15 protein-coding genes are annotated in these 17,770 nt (G+C 60.9%); 9 read left to right on the top strand and 6 right to left on the bottom strand.

Annotated elements, in window-relative coordinates:
* Positions 1-132 precede the first annotated feature (132 nt).
* The 7 genes from G8764_RS10805 (at position 133) to G8764_RS10775 (ending at position 7,056) form a co-directional block, all read left to right on the top strand.
* Positions 133-786 (top strand): YiaD family glycine zipper/OmpA-like lipoprotein, encoded by a 654-nt coding sequence (locus G8764_RS10805; protein ID WP_166164643.1) that lies wholly within the window; start codon positions 133-135, stop codon positions 784-786.
* Between the two features lie 75 nt (positions 787-861).
* Positions 862-2,124: an HDOD domain-containing protein gene (locus tag G8764_RS10800; RefSeq protein WP_166164642.1), complete on the top strand. Its 1,263-nt coding sequence runs from the start codon at positions 862-864 to the stop codon at positions 2,122-2,124.
* Positions 2,125-2,248: 124 nt separating this feature from the next.
* Positions 2,249-3,196 (top strand): ABC transporter ATP-binding protein, encoded by a 948-nt coding sequence (locus tag G8764_RS10795; RefSeq protein ID WP_166164641.1) that lies wholly within the window; start codon positions 2,249-2,251, stop codon positions 3,194-3,196.
* Positions 3,193-3,936: an ABC transporter permease gene (locus tag G8764_RS10790; RefSeq protein WP_166164640.1), complete on the top strand. Its 744-nt coding sequence runs from the start codon at positions 3,193-3,195 to the stop codon at positions 3,934-3,936. The genes G8764_RS10795 and G8764_RS10790 overlap by 4 nt, the downstream gene beginning before the upstream one ends.
* 2 nt (positions 3,937-3,938) lie before the next feature.
* A complete protein-coding gene (locus G8764_RS10785; protein ID WP_166164639.1) occupies positions 3,939-5,795 on the top strand; it encodes a GldG family protein in 1,857 nt (618 codons plus the stop codon).
* Between the two features lie 49 nt (positions 5,796-5,844).
* Positions 5,845-6,663, top strand: coding sequence for a class I SAM-dependent methyltransferase (locus tag G8764_RS10780; RefSeq protein ID WP_243748732.1), 819 nt, complete (start codon positions 5,845-5,847; stop codon positions 6,661-6,663).
* 45 nt (positions 6,664-6,708) lie between these two features.
* Positions 6,709-7,056: a DUF4870 family protein gene (locus G8764_RS10775; protein ID WP_166164637.1), complete on the top strand. Its 348-nt coding sequence runs from the start codon at positions 6,709-6,711 to the stop codon at positions 7,054-7,056.
* 45 nt (positions 7,057-7,101) lie between these two features.
* On the opposite strand, the gene G8764_RS10770 is transcribed toward G8764_RS10775, so the two are convergent.
* The 6 genes from G8764_RS10770 to G8764_RS10745 all read right to left on the bottom strand — a co-directional run bounded on the left by G8764_RS10770 (position 7,102) and on the right by G8764_RS10745 (position 13,204).
* Positions 7,102-8,271 carry a DUF3570 domain-containing protein gene (locus tag G8764_RS10770; RefSeq protein ID WP_341806367.1) on the bottom strand — a complete coding sequence of 390 codons (1,170 nt, stop codon included), beginning with the start codon at positions 8,269-8,271 and terminating at the stop codon, positions 7,102-7,104.
* Positions 8,258-8,497 carry a DUF4266 domain-containing protein gene (locus tag G8764_RS10765; RefSeq protein WP_166164635.1) on the bottom strand — a complete coding sequence of 80 codons (240 nt, stop codon included), beginning with the start codon at positions 8,495-8,497 and terminating at the stop codon, positions 8,258-8,260. Before G8764_RS10765 ends, G8764_RS10770 begins: the two co-directional genes overlap by 14 nt.
* Complete coding sequence (locus G8764_RS10760) at positions 8,494-8,982, bottom strand: TlpA family protein disulfide reductase (RefSeq protein WP_166164634.1); 489 nt, start codon at positions 8,980-8,982, stop codon at positions 8,494-8,496. Before G8764_RS10760 ends, G8764_RS10765 begins: the two co-directional genes overlap by 4 nt.
* Before the next feature lie 70 nt (positions 8,983-9,052).
* The gene (locus G8764_RS10755) at positions 9,053-9,706 is read right to left on the bottom strand and encodes an outer membrane beta-barrel domain-containing protein (protein WP_166164633.1); all 654 of its coding nucleotides are present in this window, start codon (positions 9,704-9,706) and stop codon (positions 9,053-9,055) included.
* Positions 9,676-10,503: an SH3 domain-containing protein gene (locus G8764_RS10750; protein WP_166164632.1), complete on the bottom strand. Its 828-nt coding sequence runs from the start codon at positions 10,501-10,503 to the stop codon at positions 9,676-9,678. Before G8764_RS10750 ends, G8764_RS10755 begins: the two co-directional genes overlap by 31 nt.
* Positions 10,504-10,513: 10 nt before the next feature.
* A complete protein-coding gene (locus tag G8764_RS10745; RefSeq protein WP_166164631.1) occupies positions 10,514-13,204 on the bottom strand; it encodes an HzsA-related protein in 2,691 nt (896 codons plus the stop codon).
* 503 nt (positions 13,205-13,707) lie between these two features.
* Here G8764_RS10745 and G8764_RS10740 point away from each other — a divergent pair.
* Entirely contained in the window at positions 13,708-14,931 is a 1,224-nt protein-coding gene (locus G8764_RS10740; protein ID WP_243748731.1) for a hypothetical protein, read from the top strand.
* Positions 14,932-15,063: 132 nt separating this feature from the next.
* On the top strand, positions 15,064-17,640 hold the full coding sequence (locus tag G8764_RS10735) for a LamG domain-containing protein (protein WP_341806366.1): 2,577 nt from the start codon (positions 15,064-15,066) through the stop codon (positions 17,638-17,640).
* The last annotated feature ends 130 nt before the right edge of the window (positions 17,641-17,770 follow it).

Below are 17,770 nucleotides of genomic sequence, written 5' to 3'. Positions count from 1 at the left end.
TGAAATGTGAGACTTTTTTAAAGGCGTGATGTCATTACACTTGGCAAATGCCTGCCCTTGCCGGGCGCCACTGAACTGATCAAGGGTGCCGCGGTTTTATTAACAGAGTTTGAAATGAAGAGGTTAGACCCTATGCGTAAATTAATGCCGCTGTTGCTGGCGACCACACTTGCTGCCTGTGTTTCCACCGACCCCTATACCGGGCAACAAAAAACCAGCAACACGGCCAAGGGAGCCGGAGCCGGAGCTGTGGCTGGCGCGGTCATTGGTGCGGCGACAGCGAGCAGCAAAGACCGCAAAAAAGGGGCGCTTACCGGCGCCGTGGCCGGCGGCGCCATAGGCGGCGGCATCGGTTTTTATATGGACAAGCAGGAAGCACAGCTGCGCCAGAAATTGCAGAACAGCGGTGTCCAGGTAGTGCGGGAAGGGGACAACATTCGGCTGGTGATGCCGGGTAACATTACCTTCGCCACGGGCCAAAGTGCTATTCGCGGTGACTTTTACGAAACCCTGAGTTCGGTTGCGCTGGTATTGGTTGAGTTTAAAGATACCGCCATCCGGGTTGCCGGTCATACTGATTCAACCGGGGCTGCCGATATGAACCAGCGCCTGAGCGAGGATCGCGCCAACAGCGTCAAACAGTATTTGATTAGCCAGAACATCCCCGCCGGACGGATCCAGGCCAACGGCTATGGGCCCCGTTATCCAGTGGCCAGCAATGCCACCCCGGAGGGACGCCAGGCAAATCGCCGGGTGGAACTGGAATTGATTCCCCTGACCCAGTAATGCTGCCTAAAAGCGGATGCTTAATGGCGCTGCAGCAACTATACTTGGTCGCATTTGCTGGTTGAAAGTGGTTTTATGAGCGACATACATTTGGATCCGGAACGGTTGCGGCAGTTTCGGCCCTTTGCCGGGTTGGATGCGCACCAATTGCTGTTGTTGAAAAGTCGGGTCGAGCTGTTGCGGGTGCCCAAGGGGAGCATGTTGTTTGAGCTCGGCGACATCGACAGCAACGAGTATTTTTTGCTGGACGGTGAATTCGAGCTGCACTCTGAAGACGGCAAGGTTCACCGGGTCGACCAGGACCACTCCTCGGCCAAGCGCCAGCTGGGAAGCCTGCGGCCACGCCAGTACACGGCGGTAGCCACCAGGCTCTGTGAGGTGGTGGTGCTGGACGCGGATATCCTCGACGAACTGCAACAGGACAGCGCTGAAAGCAGCAGCGGTGAGGAAGGCTACGGCGTCAGCGAAGTGGCCAGCATGGAGGAAATGGAATCCCAGGAGCTGTTGAGTGGTTTTCACAGCGCCCTGCAGCGCAACCAGTTTGTGCTGCCCAGCTTGCCGGAGGTTGCCCTCAAGGTTCGCCATCTGCTGGAAAATGAAAACAGTAATGCCGAGCTTATTGCCGCCGCGGTCAATGCCGACCCGTCCATTGCGGCGAAGTTGATCCGCGCCGCCAACAGCCCCATCTACCACGGCACGACCACCTGTGATTCCACCAAAAACGCCATTGTCCGGCTGGGGCTCGACACCACCCGGCAGCTGGTGGTCAGTTTCGCCATCAAGGATTTGTTCTCATCCCGCTCGCCGCAATTGCACAAGTACATGCTGAAGGCCTGGCGCCACAGTGTCGAAGTGGCCGCCATCAGTTTTGTTATTGCGCGCATGGTCAAGGCCAAATCCATTTCGGCGGAAGAGGCGATGCTGGCAGGGCTGGTGCACGAGATCGGCGTGATTGCCATTCTCGGCTATATGGACAGCCAGGGCGACATCGACAGGACCCCGGAACAACTGGACCAGGTGATCGACAACCTGCGTGGTGAGGTTGGCGAAATGATCTTGCGGCGCTGGAAGTTTCCCCAGGAGATTGTGGTGGTGGCTCGTTCGGTTTCGGAGTGGCAGCGAAAACACCCGCTGAAAGTCGATATTTGCGATATTGTGCAGATTGCCAAATTGCACAGCATTATCCGCAACAAGCAGCCGTTGCCGGTGCATCGAATCGACCAGGTGCCGGCGTTTCACAAGTTGCCGCTGGGCGATTTGACCCCGGAGCTGACCATTCGCATTCTCGATGAAGCGCGGGAGCAAATCGCTGCCATCAAACAGGTCCTCAGCGGTTGAGGCCGGGGCCCGGGTGCGACTGCCGCAAGCAAGCGCCAACCGGACCCGGCAGCAAACAGCCCAATTAACCGATGCAGGCTTCGCATCGATCTGCAGGCGACTCCAACAACGATAACAGCGCTCCATGATAGAAATAGAAAACCTGACCAAACGCTTTGGTCCATTTGTCGCCGTCGATAATCTCTCTTTCTCAGTTGCCGCCGGCCAGGTGCTGGGGTTTCTTGGCCCCAACGGGGCGGGCAAGTCCACCACCATGCGCATGCTGGCGGGATTTTTACGGCCCGACTCGGGCCGTATTCGCATCTTTGGCGACGATCTCAATGAGCGCCCCTTGCAGGTCAAGTCCCGCCTCGGCTATCTGCCCGAGGGAGCCCCCAGTTACGGCGACATGCCGGTGCGTGGGTTTCTGCAATTTATCGCCCAGGCGCGGGGTATCGAGCGCCGCCAGCGATCGGCCAGAATTGCCGCGATTATGGCCAGGTTGCAGCTGGAGACGGTGGCCAACCGGTCCATAGAAACCCTCTCCAAGGGGTTCCAGCGTCGGGTGGGTTTGGCCCAGGCGCTGATACACGATCCCAGTGTGCTGCTGCTGGATGAGCCCACCGACGGGTTGGACCCGAACCAGAAACACGAAGTTCGCCAATTGATCCGGCAGCTATCCGACGACAAGATAGTGATTATTTCCACCCATATCCTCGAGGAAGTGGAGGCGGTATGCCAGCGCGCCGTCATCATTAATCACGGTCGACTGGTGGCGGACGCCACCCCGGCGCAACTGAAATCCAGCTCCGATTATTTTCAGGCGGTGGAACTGGAGCTGGACGATGCCGAGGGCATTGCTCCGGCACTGCGGCAGCTGGCCGGTGTCCGGGAAGTGGTTGTGACCCCCGGCCAGGGCAACCGCGTGCGGGTCATGGCGGCAAAGCACGCGGTTATCTGGCCGGCGGTACAGGCGTTTTTGCAGGATCGGGGAATCCGGCCGCAATCCCTTTCGGTTTCGGCGGGTCGCCTCGACGATGTATTTCGCCGGATCACGGTCGACCAGGACCCGGGTCGGGAGGGTGAGCCATGAACACCTGCGCCCGTGTCGTGGCTGTGTACCGACGCGAACTGGGGGCGTATTTTACCACGCCGCTGGCGTATGTCTTTCTCGCCGCGTTCGTGTTGTTGAGCGGCTTCCTGGCGTTTGAGTTCGGCGGCTTCTTTCGCCGTGAACAAGCTGATCTCTTATCTTTTTTTAATTTTCACCCCTGGCTGTACCTGGTGTTGATGCCGCCGCTGGCCATGCGTATCTGGTCCGAGGAGCGCCAGACCGGCACCATTGAGTTGCTGATGACCCTGCCCTTGACGGCGCTTGATGCGGTTCTGGGCAAGTTCCTCGCCGCCTGGACCTTCGTGGCAGTGGCCCTGTTGTTGACCCTGCCGATGTGGCTGACGGTGAACTACTTGGGCAGCCCCGACAACGGTATCATTGTGGCGGCCTACCTGGGCAGCTGGCTTATGGGTGGCAGCTTCCTGGCCCTCGGTGGTTTTCTCTCTGCCCTCACCAAAAACCAGGTGGTGGCGTTTATTCTCTCCACCATTGCCAGCCTGCTGTTTTTACTGCTCGGCTTTGCGCCGGTGGCCCAGGTGCTGCAAGCGCTGCTGCCGGCAAGCGTGGCGGAGCTCGCCATTTCCCTGAGTTTTCTCTCTCACTTCCAGAATATTGCCAAAGGTGTGGTGGACAGCCGCGACCTCGGCTTTTTCCTGGTGTTTATGCTCAGTTGGCTGCTGGCCACCGCCGCGCTGATCGACTGGAAGAAGGGAGCCTGACAATGTTGCAGCTGTTTATTGGCCTGCGCGGCTGGAGCATTGCCGCCAGTATGCTGTTATTGCTGGCGGTGACGGCCTTGCTGCAGAGCCTGCCGCCCTGGCGCATGGATCTTACCGAAGACAAGCTCTATACCCTCAGCAGCGGTAGCAAGGCACTGTTGGCTGGCTTACAGGAACCGGTCAGCCTGAGCTTGTATTTCTCCCGCTCACTGGCCGCGGAACTGCCGCACATCAACGATTATGCCCGTCGTATCGGCGACTTGCTGGCGGAGTACCGGGCCCTGAACCCGGACCGGATAAACCTGCAGGTGGTGGACCCGAGCCCTTTTAGCGAGGCCGAGGACGCCGCGGTGGCGGCCGGTTTGCGCGGTGCCCCGCTAGCCCTGGGAGGGGATGCGCTCTACCTCGGCCTGGTGGCCAGCAGCGCCAGTGGTGGCACCGAGGTAATCAGTTTTTTCAATCCCGAGCGGGAGCGCTTTCTGGAGTACGACATCAGCCAGTTGCTGTATCGGCTGCAGCGGCCGGAGCCACCGGTGGTGGGCTTGTTGAGCGGGGTGCAGATGAGTGGCGGCTACGATTTTGGCAGCGGCCAGATGCGCACGCCCTGGACCGTGCTGGAACAGCTACAGGAGTCGCTGGCAGTGCGAGAGTTGCAGCCGCCGCTGCAGCGCATCGAGCCCGATATCGGCGTGTTGCTGATCGTGCAGCCGGCTGAACTGGACCAGCGCAGCCTCTATGCCATCGATCAATACGTGCTCGGCGGCGGCGGCGCCATGGTGTTCGTCGATCCGCACAGCGAAATTGCGACTGCGCCCGCCGCCGGCTCCGACTCCAATATCGACACCCTGTTGCAACACTGGGGGGTGGAGTACCAGCGCGATCAAATAGTGACGGATCGGCAGCGCGGCCTGCGTGTCTCCGCCTCCGCTGCGGCAGTGCCGCTGCCCCACGTTGGCATTCTCGGTCTCAGTGCCAGCGATATGAACAGGGACGATATCATTACCGCTGAGCTGGAAAACATCAATCTCGCCAGTGCTGGGGCGCTGGCGCCACGGGACAACGCCAGCACCCGCTTCGCGCCGCTGTTGAGCAGTTCCAGTGACGCCATGTTGATGGCCAGCGCAACCTACCTGGGCGCAGCCGACCCGGGCGAGCTGCTGGCCAACTTTGTCAGTGACAATCGCAGCTACGTGCTGGCGGCACGGGTCAGAGGCCCGGCCAGCTCGGCCTTCACCGCGGCACCGGCGGCAGCGGACAGCAGCTCCGAGACACAGCCGGCGCCGCAGATCGAACCCCATCGATCGACCGGCAATATCAATGTCCTGCTGGTTGCCGATGTCGACCTGCTCAGTGATCGGCTCTGGGTGCAGGTGTCCGATTTCTTTGGCCAGCGAGTGGTGGTGCCCTGGGCCAATAACGGCGATTTCGTGCTCAATGCGGTGGAAAACCTCAGTGGCAGTGGCGCCCTGAGCAGCTTGCGCTCCCGCGGCCAGTATTCGCGCCCGTTCGAAGTGGTCGACCGGTTGCGCAGCACCGCGGCGGCGGAATTCAAGCAGCAGGAGCAGGTATTGCTGCAGCGCCTCGAGGAGCTGGAGGCGAGGATTGCCAGCCTGTCGGCGGATACCGACGAGCAGGGCCAGCTGCTGTTGAGCGATGCCCAGCGGGCGGAAATCGAGGCGTTCGAACAGCAGCGCCTGGCCACCCGCAAGCAGTTGCGCCAGGTGCAGCGACAGCTCAATCGCTCCATCGATGAGCTGGAAAATCGACTGCGCTGGATCAATATGGCGCTGCTGCCGGCGCTGTTATTGCTGGCCATGTTTGCGGTGTTGGGTTGGCGCCGCCACCGAGCGGGTTTGTAAGTCATGGCTGCGATGGCGATTTCTGCATCTGGGCGGAGAGGTGACTGAGTTGCAGTCGAGTAACAACGATCCGCTGGTGCACGCACTTGTCTGCCCGTCGCCGCAACTGCAGGCGCTGGCGCAGGCCATTGCCGCTCGCCTGGGAGTGGCAGTGGTGGATGCACAGCCGAGTGTGGCTGTCGACAAGCTGGACACGGGTTTTATCTTGCAGCTGGACGAGCAGGGCTTGGCCCTGCAGCAGCTGGGCCGCAAAGCGCCCGGCCCGGTACGGGTGGATTTCGGCGCTGGTGCAGTGGAGCACCGGCGCAAATTTGGCGGTGGCAAGGGGCAGATGATCGCCAAGGCGGTGGGCCTGAACAAGGGGGCGGCGTTGACGGTGCTGGACGCCACTGCCGGTCTGGGCAAGGATGGGTTCGTGCTGGCCAGCCTCGGTTGCCAGGTGCAACTGCTGGAGCGCTCGCCGGTGGTGGCGGAGCTGCTGGCGGATGGTCTGCGACGGGGGCTGTTGAGCCAGGACGGGGAGTTGCGGGAGATTGTGCAGCGCCTGACGCTGCAGCGCGGCGACAGCCGCAATTTTCTTGCCGGGCAAGCCGCCGCGGAGTTTGATATCGTCTACCTCGACCCCATGTTTCCCGAGCGTAGCAAGTCGGCGCAGGTGAAGAAGGACATGGCGGCGTTTCATCAGCTGGTGGGCGGCGATGAGGACGCGGGCGAGTTGCTATCCCTGGCGCGAAAGATCGCCCGCTATCGGGTGGTGGTCAAGCGGCCGCGCAAGGCCCCCTGCCTGAACCAGTTGGCCCCCACCTACCAGTTGACGGGAAAAACCAGCCGCTACGATATCTATGTGAACGCCAAAATCGGGATTTAAATTGCTGCTGCTGCCGGCGCAGCGGCCTGTACGAGAGGTAAAAGGATGACTATCGAAGCAAACAGCCAGTCCAGCGAAACCATGGCCAAAATTGTCTATGTGTTGTACCTGGCCAGTGTGGTGATTGGGGTGAGCGGTATTATTGCCGTGGTGATCGCCTACATTCACAAGGACGAGGCGCCGCCGTGGTTGCAGAGCCACTACCACTTTCAAATACGCACCTTCTGGATCGGGGCCCTGTACCTGTTCTTTGGGATTATATTGTCGCTGGCAGTGGTGGGCTGGTTGCTGTTGTTATTTTGGGTGGTCTGGATCGTGGTGCGCTGCGTCAAGGGTATGAAGTGCCTCGACGCCAAACAGGCGCACCCGGATGTAAAGGGCTGGCTGTTTTAGCGGTGCCACTGGCAACAGACTGCGCCGCGGTCTGTGCCAGCTCTATCAATACCAGACCGATAAAAACAGCCGGATCACATCCGCATCGAAGCTGTACAGGGGTTCTTCGCCCACCGCCGCGCCGCTGGTGACATCGCGGAAGTCGTCGTAATCGAACTGGATATGATCCCAGTAGAGATTGATGCTGCTTTTATCCACGTAGGGTAAAAAACCGGGCTTGAATTCGTAGCTGACGCCGACCCCAAAGGTTTGCGAAGCAAAGGTGCTCAGCTCCTTGTCCCGGGCGCGAAAATTTGTGGCCTCGGAAAAGGCGAACAGGTCGCTGTAGAAATCCGCCTTGTCCTGGCTGTAGGCCCGGTACTTGAATTCCAGCATCCAGTGATTTGCCAGCGGGTGAGTGTAGCGCAGCTCGTAGGCGCTGGCGCTGATTCCCCAACTGTCACTGAAGCTGCGCACTTCGCCGCGTAAAGCCGCCCGGTAGGGCAGGTAGTAGAGGGCGCGCAGTGCCACCGCATCGCTGTTGCGAGTGGCCGGGTAGCGCTCCGGCTCGTAACTGTAACCGCTGCCGACACTGGGGTCGAGGTAGCGCACCGAGCGGTAGGGGTTGTTGAGAAAGCCCTCGTCCACCACCGTTTCAACCACCAGGCTGGCAATCAGGCTGGGGGTCAACACCTGGGTCAGGCTGAGGTTGTAGCGGCGGTGCTCGGTGTCCTCCTGGAAACTGGCATCGTTGTTGTTGCCGACGGTGTCGTTGCCGACCGAAAACCCCAGGCCAATGGTGGTCAGGTCACCAAAAAAATCCTGGCTGATGCCAACGCTGACGGTTTTCGCGTCGTAGTCATTCTCGCTGCTGCCAGTAAACGCCAGGCTCAGCAGGGTTTTATCATTGAGGTAGTCAATGCCGACGCTGGCCTCGGTGCGCTCCTCGCTGTAGGGGCTGGCGGTGGCCTCCACATCGATGGAGGCACTGCTCACCATATCCACGTAGTAATTGCCGTAGACGGAGACGGTATCGGCAAACTCCTTGCGCACCAGCACCGAGGGGCCATCAATCTGGGCACCACCGCCGTCGTAGGCGTGGTAGAGAATGTCGGCGCGATCGGCGGGCAGGACCGCGGCCTGCAGTGGCGTTACCGGTGCCAGGGTTGTGACTAAACAGAGCGCCAATAAACAAGCTGTGCGCTGTATTCCCGGCCAGGTTTTAATTGCAGCCACAACCACCTCCTGCGCTGCCCTCGGCACCCCGTGCCGCCTCGCGCGACTCGTAGACGTGATTGAGGTAACGCGTAGCGATGGCGTCGCGATCGAAGCTCATGATCGGGTCGGCCAGGTTCTGGCGCTCGTAAGGCTTTACCCAGGGGGTGAAGTTGCTGCAACCACTGAGCAGGGCGCTGCCGGCGCAGGCAGCGGCTAGCAGCAAGCAACGCGATAGTTTGATCATTCCCGAATCAACTCCTTGATCTGCTCGCGGTAGAGCTCTTCATAACCGGGTTTGTAACCGCGGTGCAGGTAGCGCAGCTGGCCATCGCGATCGATCAATACGGTGGTGGGCATGGCATCGACGTCGTAGAGCTTGCTGGCGGCACTGTCGCTGTCGAACAGCACCGGGAAGCTGACCGGCAGTTTTTTGAGCATGGCCAGTGCCGCGTCGCTATCGGTTTCCACATTGACGCCGAGCACTTTAAAGCCGGCGGCCTGATAGCGTTGGTGGAGCTCATCGAGCTTGGGCATCTCCTGGCGGCAGGGCCCACACCAGCTGGCCCAGAAATTGAGCAGCACCACGTTGCCGCGCTCCTCCTCCAGGCGCAGGTTGTCACCCTGAGTGGATTTGAGGGTGAAGTCCGGCGCCGCGCCGGAGAGATTGTTGGCCAGCAGCCAGGGGGACAGCAGCAGCCCGACCAGGATCAGTAAACTCTGTTTGCGCATGTTTAACTCCCGGGCAATTCGGTTGCCCTAACAAGTCATTCAGTTGCCGTTATTGGCTAATGAATGGTGGTCAAAAGAAAAAGGTAACGCCGGTGTAGGCTTCCAGGTTAAGCACGGTTTTTTCCTCGCCGAGCAGATCGTGCTCAAACATATGGCTGCGAAAATCCAGGTGCAGGGCCAGCCAGTCGTTGGCCAGCAGGCGCAGGCCGACACCGGCGTTATAGGTAAAGTGTTCGTCGTCGGCAAAGTCGGTGTTGCCAACCCCGGCAATCAGGTAGACGGCCGAGGTAAAGGCGCGCTCGCGGCCGATAAAGATTTCCCCCGGCAGCACGTTGTAGCCCACCGAGATATTGTAGTAGCTCAACTCCCGCTGTGCGTCGGTGAGGATGCGGGTGGAGCCACTCAGCAATTCGAAGCTGGTTTCTTCGGTGGTGGTCTGGCCGTAGCCGGCCTCGACAAAAAAGTCCTCACTGACGTGGTAGGCCAGGCGCAACCCGGCCACACCGTTGCTGCCGAAATCCTCGACGCTCATGATGCCGTAGTAGACTCCCACCTCGAAATCCTCGGTGTCGATGTCGGGCCGGGTGATTTGCCGGCGTTCCATATCCGGCGTGATGATTTTATCGAGCACGCTGCGCTCAGCACTGCTGGACTGGGCCTGTACAGCCACGGCCAGGCTGCCCAGCAGGGCCGCTAAAAAAATACGTTGAAGCCAATTTTCCATTCGTTTATCTCCTCGTTTGCGTCGCGACTGGTCAGCAAAAGGTGGTTGTTGTACTCAAGTCGCATAACGAAGCGACGGCTCAGGTAGACGTAGGCGCCGGCACCCACCAGCATGGCGGTGTCGCTGCGATCTTCTGTTTGCACCAGGGTGGCATGGGGCCGGGTGCTGATAACACCGGCACCGAGCATAAAAAACGGTGACACGCGCCAGCCGGGAAAGGGTTGGTGCAGCACCGCGGCACTGACCAGGGTGTTGTCAGAAAACTGGCCGGTTGACTGACTGCCGCGCACCTCGGCACTGAGGTTGGCGGTGAGGCGAAAGCCCAGGTTCAGGGTCAGGGATTCGGCGCCGTTGAAATCGCCCAGGGCGACGCCCGCTTCCCAGCGCCGGCTCAGATAGTCGTCCCAGCCCGGGTCACTGAACAGCAGCCGGCTACCGTCGGCGTCGAGAGAGTTGTTGAGTGCGCCGCGCTTGACCCAGCCCCGCGGTCGGCCGCGCTTGTCGCTGATTTGCAGCCAGTCGGTGCGCTGGCGGTGCACATGGATGGTTTCACCCCGCTCGAGGGCGTAGGTCACCGGGTAACCGCGACCGGGGCCGCTGTGCACTTCGACCAGGGCGGCGTCCACCACCAGTGAATAATAGTCACTGTCGCTGCGCATGGTTACCGTCGCGGGGGTGTCGTGGGGCGTGGCGGCCTGCGCCACTGGTGCCAGTAGCGGGGCGATAAGGCCGCAGAGCAATGCCAGGCAGAGGCTGGGGCGGCGCGAGTTGAACGGGGTTGGCAAGTTAAATAGCATCGTGGCGGGCTCAGTTGCCGGGTGCAGCAAAGGGGTTGTTGTAATACTGGGCGCCGATATCGAGCCACTCCGACAGCAGGCGCAATTCAGCGGCACTGAGCCAGTCCTGGTGATTGCCGCCGCTGCCGAAGGGCAGGTAGAAAGCGCCACTGGCGCGGGCGCCGGCGGGGCTCAGCAGCGGGTTGATGGTGACAGTCACCATGACTTGAATCGGTTCTTCGTTGGCGTCGAGGATCAGCTCACCCTCCGCATCTGTAAGGAATACCGGGTTGCCGTTGGCGTCGGTGAGCGGCTCCAGCAAGTCGACCAGGGCACCGTTGTCGTCCAGGGTCTGCTCGGCGTCCGGGAACAGCAGTTCGCGATAGGAGACCAGGTGTTCGGCGGCGTCCGGCGAGGCGGCGTCGCTCAGGTCCAGCTGGGCCTCGGGTACCTGCAGCATGTCATTGGCGTCGCGGCTGTTGTGGCAACTGGTGCAGGTGCGATCTTCCAGCAGGTTGCCAACCTCATCGAAAATGCGCCGGTCCAGGTTCCAGAGCGGCTGGATATGCAGCGGGTAGTGAATGGTGGTGCGGCAGAGTGCGTTCCAGTTGCTTTGGCAGCTGTCACTGACCGGTGCCGGGGTGGCCAGGTCGGTGTAGCGATAGGCAAAGCTGGCGGCCTTGTTGAGGCCGTCGCTGGGGTCGGTCCACTGGTCGTCAAAAACAATATCTGTGCTCGGCGTGCGAGCACCATTGAGCCGGCGATAAGTCTGCGCCATGCTCTCGCCGGCGTCGGCAAACAGTGCCGGCTCGCTGTTGGGGAAGGGCGAGCCGGTGGTCAGGGCGCCGGGATTGGCGCTGGCGGCTTCGGCATCGGGGCGGCCGTGGGGCAGGGCGCTGTTGGCGCTGTGGCAACCCGCGCACTCGCGCTCTTCGCCGGGGCGCAGTTGCAGCCAGTTCTGGTGGCGTTCACCGAGGCGTTTGCCGCTGCTGTCCAGCACCGAAATCATAAAGGCGATATCCGCCGGCACTTTTACCGTGACCGAACCGTCCGGTTCCACCGGCACATAGCCGATGATTTCGCGCATCAGTTGTTGGCTGCTGCGGCCGAAGGCGCTGTTGTCAAAATCCAGTACGTCGTCATCGGGCATGGATACCGCCTTGACGATGCGCACAAAGCGCGCCGGTCGGGCCGCCACCGGGGTCTGCGCCGGGTCGGCCATGGCGCCGATGCCGGCCGGGGTGCTGTCGACGCCGTCGAAGTCGTAGACGCTGCGGATGTGCAGCGTGCCGAGCCCGGCATCCACCAGTTCGCTGTCGAGATCGATGCCGCTTACTGGCGGCGGGATATAGTCCGGCGCCAGCCGCGGTTCCAGGGTCACCGCGGCGCTGATCATCAGGCCCTCGGTGGGGGGAATTAACGGCTGCTGGCTCTGGGTGTCGAGGTCGTAAATCCACAAACCATAAAGGGGCGGCGCCTCCTCGGCGTCGGGGTCCGCCAGCCCGTTTTCATCGCAGGCCACATAGGCGCCACTGTCGGGATCGATCAGGCGGCACTGGCTCCAGCTCACCAGCAGGCGATTGCTGCCGTCGGCAAAGGGGTAGACCGAACTGAAGGCGCCGTGGGATGAAATCGACTCATCGCTGCTCACTGGCAATTCGGTCAGCGCTTGCTGGCCGCTGCCGGTATCGCCGAGGTTGGCCGCCACCGGCTGGTTGGCATCGATAAAGTTGTCGGCGTCGATGGCCACCAGGTCGCCACCGTAGCGTTGGCTGCTGCGCGGCTTGAGCGATACCAGGATGCGGCCGTCGGACATCTCCTGTGGTCGCTGGAATGACACCTGGGCATTGTTGGTGCCAGTGTTCTGGCTGTGGTAGCCGTACAGCAACGCCAGTTCACTGCCGTCCGGTTTGATAGTGTAGAGACTGACCCGGTTGCGGCCGCCCAGGTTATCCCAGCGATTGAACAGGATGCGGCCGTCGTTGAGTACCGTTGGCTGCAAGTCGTGGCTCTGGTTAAACGTCAGTTGCTGGATATCGGAGCCGTCCGCTTCCATAACGTGCAACAGAAACGTTTCGCTGTTGCGGTCTTCGGTCTGGGCAGTGAACTGCGGTTTGTTGTCGTCCAGCAGTATCGCCTTGCTGCGCCGCTGGCGGGTTGAGGCAAACACAATGCGGCCGTCGGGCAAGTAAGCCGGGTCGATATCATCGCCGGCCTCGGCGTTGATGTCCGAGGCGATAACCCGGCGCAGTTCGCGGCTGTCGAGATTGTATTCCCAGATGTTCCAGCTGGGCTGTTCATCGTCGTCGGCGTTGGCTATCTCCGGTGCCCGCAGGGCAAATGCCAGGCGCCGGCCGTCGGCGGCAACTGTAAGGCTTTTGATGTCGTAGCTGGCGCCCTCGGCAAACAGGTTGGCGGTGAGGTTGGTGGCGGCGGCGCCGGGGGTGGCGCGATCTTTCAGGAACAGTTCGGCACCGGGGTGAAAGTCGGCCGGCGCCAGCAGCTCCTGGCTGACCAGCTCGCCGTCTTCGTCCATGGGCAGGCTGCGTTGAATGTAGGCGATGGGCAGGTCCACCACCACCGGATCAGGCTGTTGTTCGTCACCGCCGCCAGAACCGGCTTTGCAACCCCATAGACTCAGCGTGGCCACTGTGGCCAGCAGTAAAGCAGCTGTTTTGCTGGCAGTGCCAAGGTGCGAACCCGGTCGCGCAATCAATCCCATAGTCGTTCTTGTCTCGTTAGGCGCCTCTCGCGCCGTACCTCGCACAACCGCAGTTGGTTGGCTCTTGCCGCAGCTTGCGGGGCGTCAATGGTTATCAACTTGTACCCCTGTTTCTGTCGAGCCGGTCACGAAAACGCGGTTGGCGTTTTTACTTTGTCGCTTTAGCAACTATAAGTTGGGTAGCGGTAACGGGCGCGGACCAAACCCCGAATGGTTTAGCTGGCGGTTCTCTAGTTATAGCTGCCAGAAAAAAAGTTGTCGGAGTTTGGCGGAAAAATTTGCGCAAAGGGCGGGCTTTTTATTTCAAGTTGCGACCTGGTTAACAGGTTGCGAGGTGAGGGTTACACAGGCTTGCACCATCGGTTTACGCATAATGGCGCCGACAGCAAATGGATCGTGATTGATGTAACACAAGTTGCCGGCAGAAGTGTGCCGCAGCCAGGAAAAAATATGGAGACGCTAAGTTGGTGAGGCTAAAGGCAAGAGTTGGCCGGAAAAACGGGTTGCCGTTAAACAGAAATACAGCGCACGGCGTTGCAAGGTTACTGGTTGCAAGCCTGGCACTGGGACTCGGCAGTCCCGGCGTCAGTGCCGGCGTGCGCGAGCAAGCCAAAGTCATGCACGATCGCCTGGCCGGCGTTCCACCCTCACAAGCAGTCTTGCTGGATATGGCCGCTGACCTGGAGGCGGGCGATTACACCAGTGCCGCCTACACCGCCATGGACAACGAGGCATTTCTCGCGGTGACCCTGAAAAACTGGATCACTCCCTGGACCAATCGCGACCAGGACGTGTTTCGCGATCTCAATGATTACACGGCAACGGTTATTGGTGTGATCCGCGATGAGCGGGATTTTCGCGAGATCCTCTACAGCGATATTCTTTATACCGCTGACCCTGACCTGGGCCTGGCGGCCTACAGCAATAGCAATAACACCCAGTACCAGCAGCTGGAAACTCAGGGCTTGCCGCTGTCCACTGCCCTGGTGCCGGTGCAGCAATCGCAAGTCAACGGTTTGCCGGAGGCGGCCACCGCCGGGGTGATGACCTCCCGTGCCGCGGCGAAAGAATTTTTTATCGCCGGCACCAACCGCGCCATGTTCCGCTTTACCCTCTTGAATCACTTGTGCGTCGACCTGGAGCAGGTGAAAGACACCTCGCGCCCGCCCGATCGCATACGCCAGGATGTGTCCCGCAGTCCCGGTGGCGACAGCCGGGTCTTTCTCAATAACTGCATTGCCTGCCACAGCGGCATGGATCCCATGGCCCAGGCCTTTGCCTATTACGATTTTGAATTCAACCCTGGTGCCGACCCGGACGCGGTCAACGGCAGCATTCACTACAACGGCAGTGGCGATATCGACGCCGCCACTGGTACCCGGGTCGAGGCCAAGTATCACATCAACAGCGCCAATTTTTCCTATGGCTTTGTCACGCCCGACGATCGCTGGGACAACTACTGGCGCCAGGGCCCCAACCGCAACCTCGGTTGGGACAGCGGCTTGCCGGGCAGCGGCAGTGGCGCCAAGTCCATGGGCATGGAGCTGGCTCACAGTGAAGCGTTTGCCCAGTGCCAGGTGAAAAAGGTCTTTCGCGCAGTGTGCCTGCGCGAGCCCGGCGACGCCGATGATCGCAGTCACCTCAGTGGCACCACGGCCTTGTTCCAGGATGGCTACAACCTGAAAAAAGTGTTCGCGGAAACAGCCAACTATTGCAAGCAACCTTGAACATTGGGGCAGCTTTTTGCATTCGCAGCGGGCGAGTGCGCTGCGCAGGCGTGGAAATATTTGTCGGCACCGGGCGCTTGGCCAGCTTGCCGCTATCGAGTTATTTAAAATGATTGAGCCAGGGAGAGACGCGTGATCGCGGATAGACAGACAACGGGTTGGGCCAGCGGGTTGCACAACTTTGGCGCCATAGCAGGCCCCCTCAGGCTGGTGTTTTTTTTGCCCCTGGTGCTGAGCCTGCTGGCCGCCTGCAGTGGCGGCAGTGGCGAGTCCACCAGTGCCAACATCAACGCCCAGGCTGCCCCCGCGGCCGACCCGCTGAACTACACCGGGCCGGCGCCACAAACCGCCGATGTACAGGAGTTTAAACTCAACCTGTGGGACAACCTGGCGCTGGAAAATCGCTGCGGTAACTGCCATGGCACTGGTGGCCAGGCGCCCACCTTTGTGCAAACCGACGATGTCAACCTGGCCTACAACGCCGCCAACACCATTGTCGACCTGGGTGTTCCCGGCAACTCGCGCATGGTGACCAAGGTAGCGGGCGGGCACAATTGTTGGCTCGAGTCCGACACGGTCTGCGGCGATATCATCAGCAATTACATCAGTGGCTGGGCCACAGCCACCGGCAATGCCGCCAATGTGGTGGCACTGACGGCGCCGGCCATCAAGGATGTGGCGGCCAGTAAAAAGTTTCCCGCCGACAGCACCGACTTCACGCCGGTGCACGAATTGCTGCGCGATAACTGCGCCAGTTGCCACGCGGCGGAGTCGGGCGCGGCGCAGCAGCCCTATTTTGCCAGCACCGATATCGATGTCGCCTACGCCGCCGCGCAGGTGAAAATGGACCTGGATGAGCCGCAGAAGTCGCGCCTGGTGGTGCGCCTGGGGGAGGAGTTTCACAATTGCTGGAGCGAGTGCAGCAGTAACGCCAGCGCCATGCAGCAGGTGATTAGCGACTTTGCCGGCACCATTCCGGTGACCCTGGTGGACGCCAGCCTGGTCACCAGCAAGGCGCTCAACCTGGCCGATGACGGCATCGTCGCCAGCAGTGGCGGGCGAGTGGAAACCAACCTGATTGCGCTCTATGAGTTCAAAGCCGGCTCCGGCAGCACGGCCTACGACACCAGCGGGGTAGAACCGGCCACCAATTTGAACCTGATTGGCGCGGTCGACTGGGTTGGCGCCTGGGGCATTCGCATTCACGGCGGCAAGGCCCAGGCATCCACCGCCGACAGCCGCAAGTTGCACAACCTGATTACCGCCACCGGCGAATACTCGGTGGAAGCCTGGGTGGTGCCGGACAATGTCACCCAGGACGGTCCGGCGCGCATTGTCAGTTATTCCGGCGGTGGCACGGCACGCAATTTCACCCTCGGCCAAACTCTGTACAACTACGATTTTCTCAATCGCAGCAGCGCCACCGACGGCAACGGCCAGCCGGCCCTGTCCACTGCCGACGCCGACGAGCGCTTGCAGGCCACCCTGCAGCACGTGGTGCTCACCTACGACCCGATCAGTGGCCGACGCATCTACGTCAATGGCCAGTACAGCGGCGATGTGGATGGTGCCACCGGCGGTACTCTCGGCGACTGGGATGACAGTTTCGCCCTGGTGCTGGGCAGCGAGGTGTCGAACGCGGATGGCTGGGCCGGAACCGTGCGCCTGCTGGCGATCCACAACCGCGCCCTGAGTGAGGCGGATATCCAGCAAAATCACTCGGTGGGGGTGGGGGAGAAATTTTTCCTGCTGTTCGGCATTTCCCACCTGGTGGCAGTGCCCCAGGCCTTTATCGTGTTCGAAGTGCAACAGTTTGACGATCACGGTTACCTCTTTAACGCACCGTTTTTCACCAGCCTCGACAGCAGTGCCAACCCTGACGACATTGCCGTGCGCGGTTTGCGCATCGGTATCAACGGTCGCGAAGCGGAAGTTGGGCAGGCCTGGGCGACTTTGGATACTACGCTCAGCGCCGACGCCAATGTGGATGGCAAGCAAATGTTGTCCAGTCTCGGCAGTGTCGTGGCGCTAGAGCAGGGCCCCGCAATCGATGAGTTTTTCCTTACTTTCGACCAGCTCGGTGACAACAGTTATGTCCGGGTCGAAGGGCAAGTGACGCCGCGCTCAAGCGGGGAAAATATTGCCGACCAGGCGCGCATCGGGCTGCGCGGTTTTGCCGAAATCAACGCCTCCATGGCGGCGGTGACCGGCGTCGACTCCTCCTCGGCCAGCGTCCAGGAGACCTTTAACAAGGTCAAGCAGCAGCTGCCCACGGTGGAGAGTGTCGAGGGCTTTCTGGCTGCCCACCAAATGGGAGTCACCCAGCTGGCGGTGGCCTATTGCAGCAGCCTGGTGGGGGAGTTAAACGCTACTGATACCTCGGCGCGGGACAATTATTTCGCCGGCTTTGATTTCTCTGCCACCCCGGACCAGGCCTTTGATAGCAGTGGTCGCGCCGCTATCATCGACCCGCTGATCAGGAATCTGCTGGCCAATGATCTGCCAGTGGCCGACCCGGATTACCCGCAGCCGGCGCCGTTGGCGACCCAGCCGCTGCCCGCCGACATCACCAGTGAACTGAACAATTTGCTCGACCGCATGGCCGGTTTTTGTCCCGCCGACTGCGCCTCGGAGCCGGACCGCACTATCAAGTTGGTAAAGGCGGCCTGTGCGGCGGCGTTGGGCAGCGCGGTGATCCTGATGCAGTAGCGGGGCGGCGAACGATCGCTGTGATTTAATCCAGGGGCTGGAAGCGGGTGCCGCCGCAGGTTACAGGCACCGGCCAGAGCCAGAATTATTCAGGCGCTGTTGAACCGCAGCGCCAATTTAGCAAGGCAAG

The sequence above is a fragment of the Pseudomaricurvus alcaniphilus genome, from assembly GCF_011440395.1.
GTDB classification, from domain to species: Bacteria; Pseudomonadota; Gammaproteobacteria; order Pseudomonadales; family Cellvibrionaceae; genus Pseudomaricurvus; species Pseudomaricurvus alcaniphilus.
Note: the sequence above shows the minus strand (reverse complement) of the source record. Positions and strands in the feature narration are given on the sequence as shown.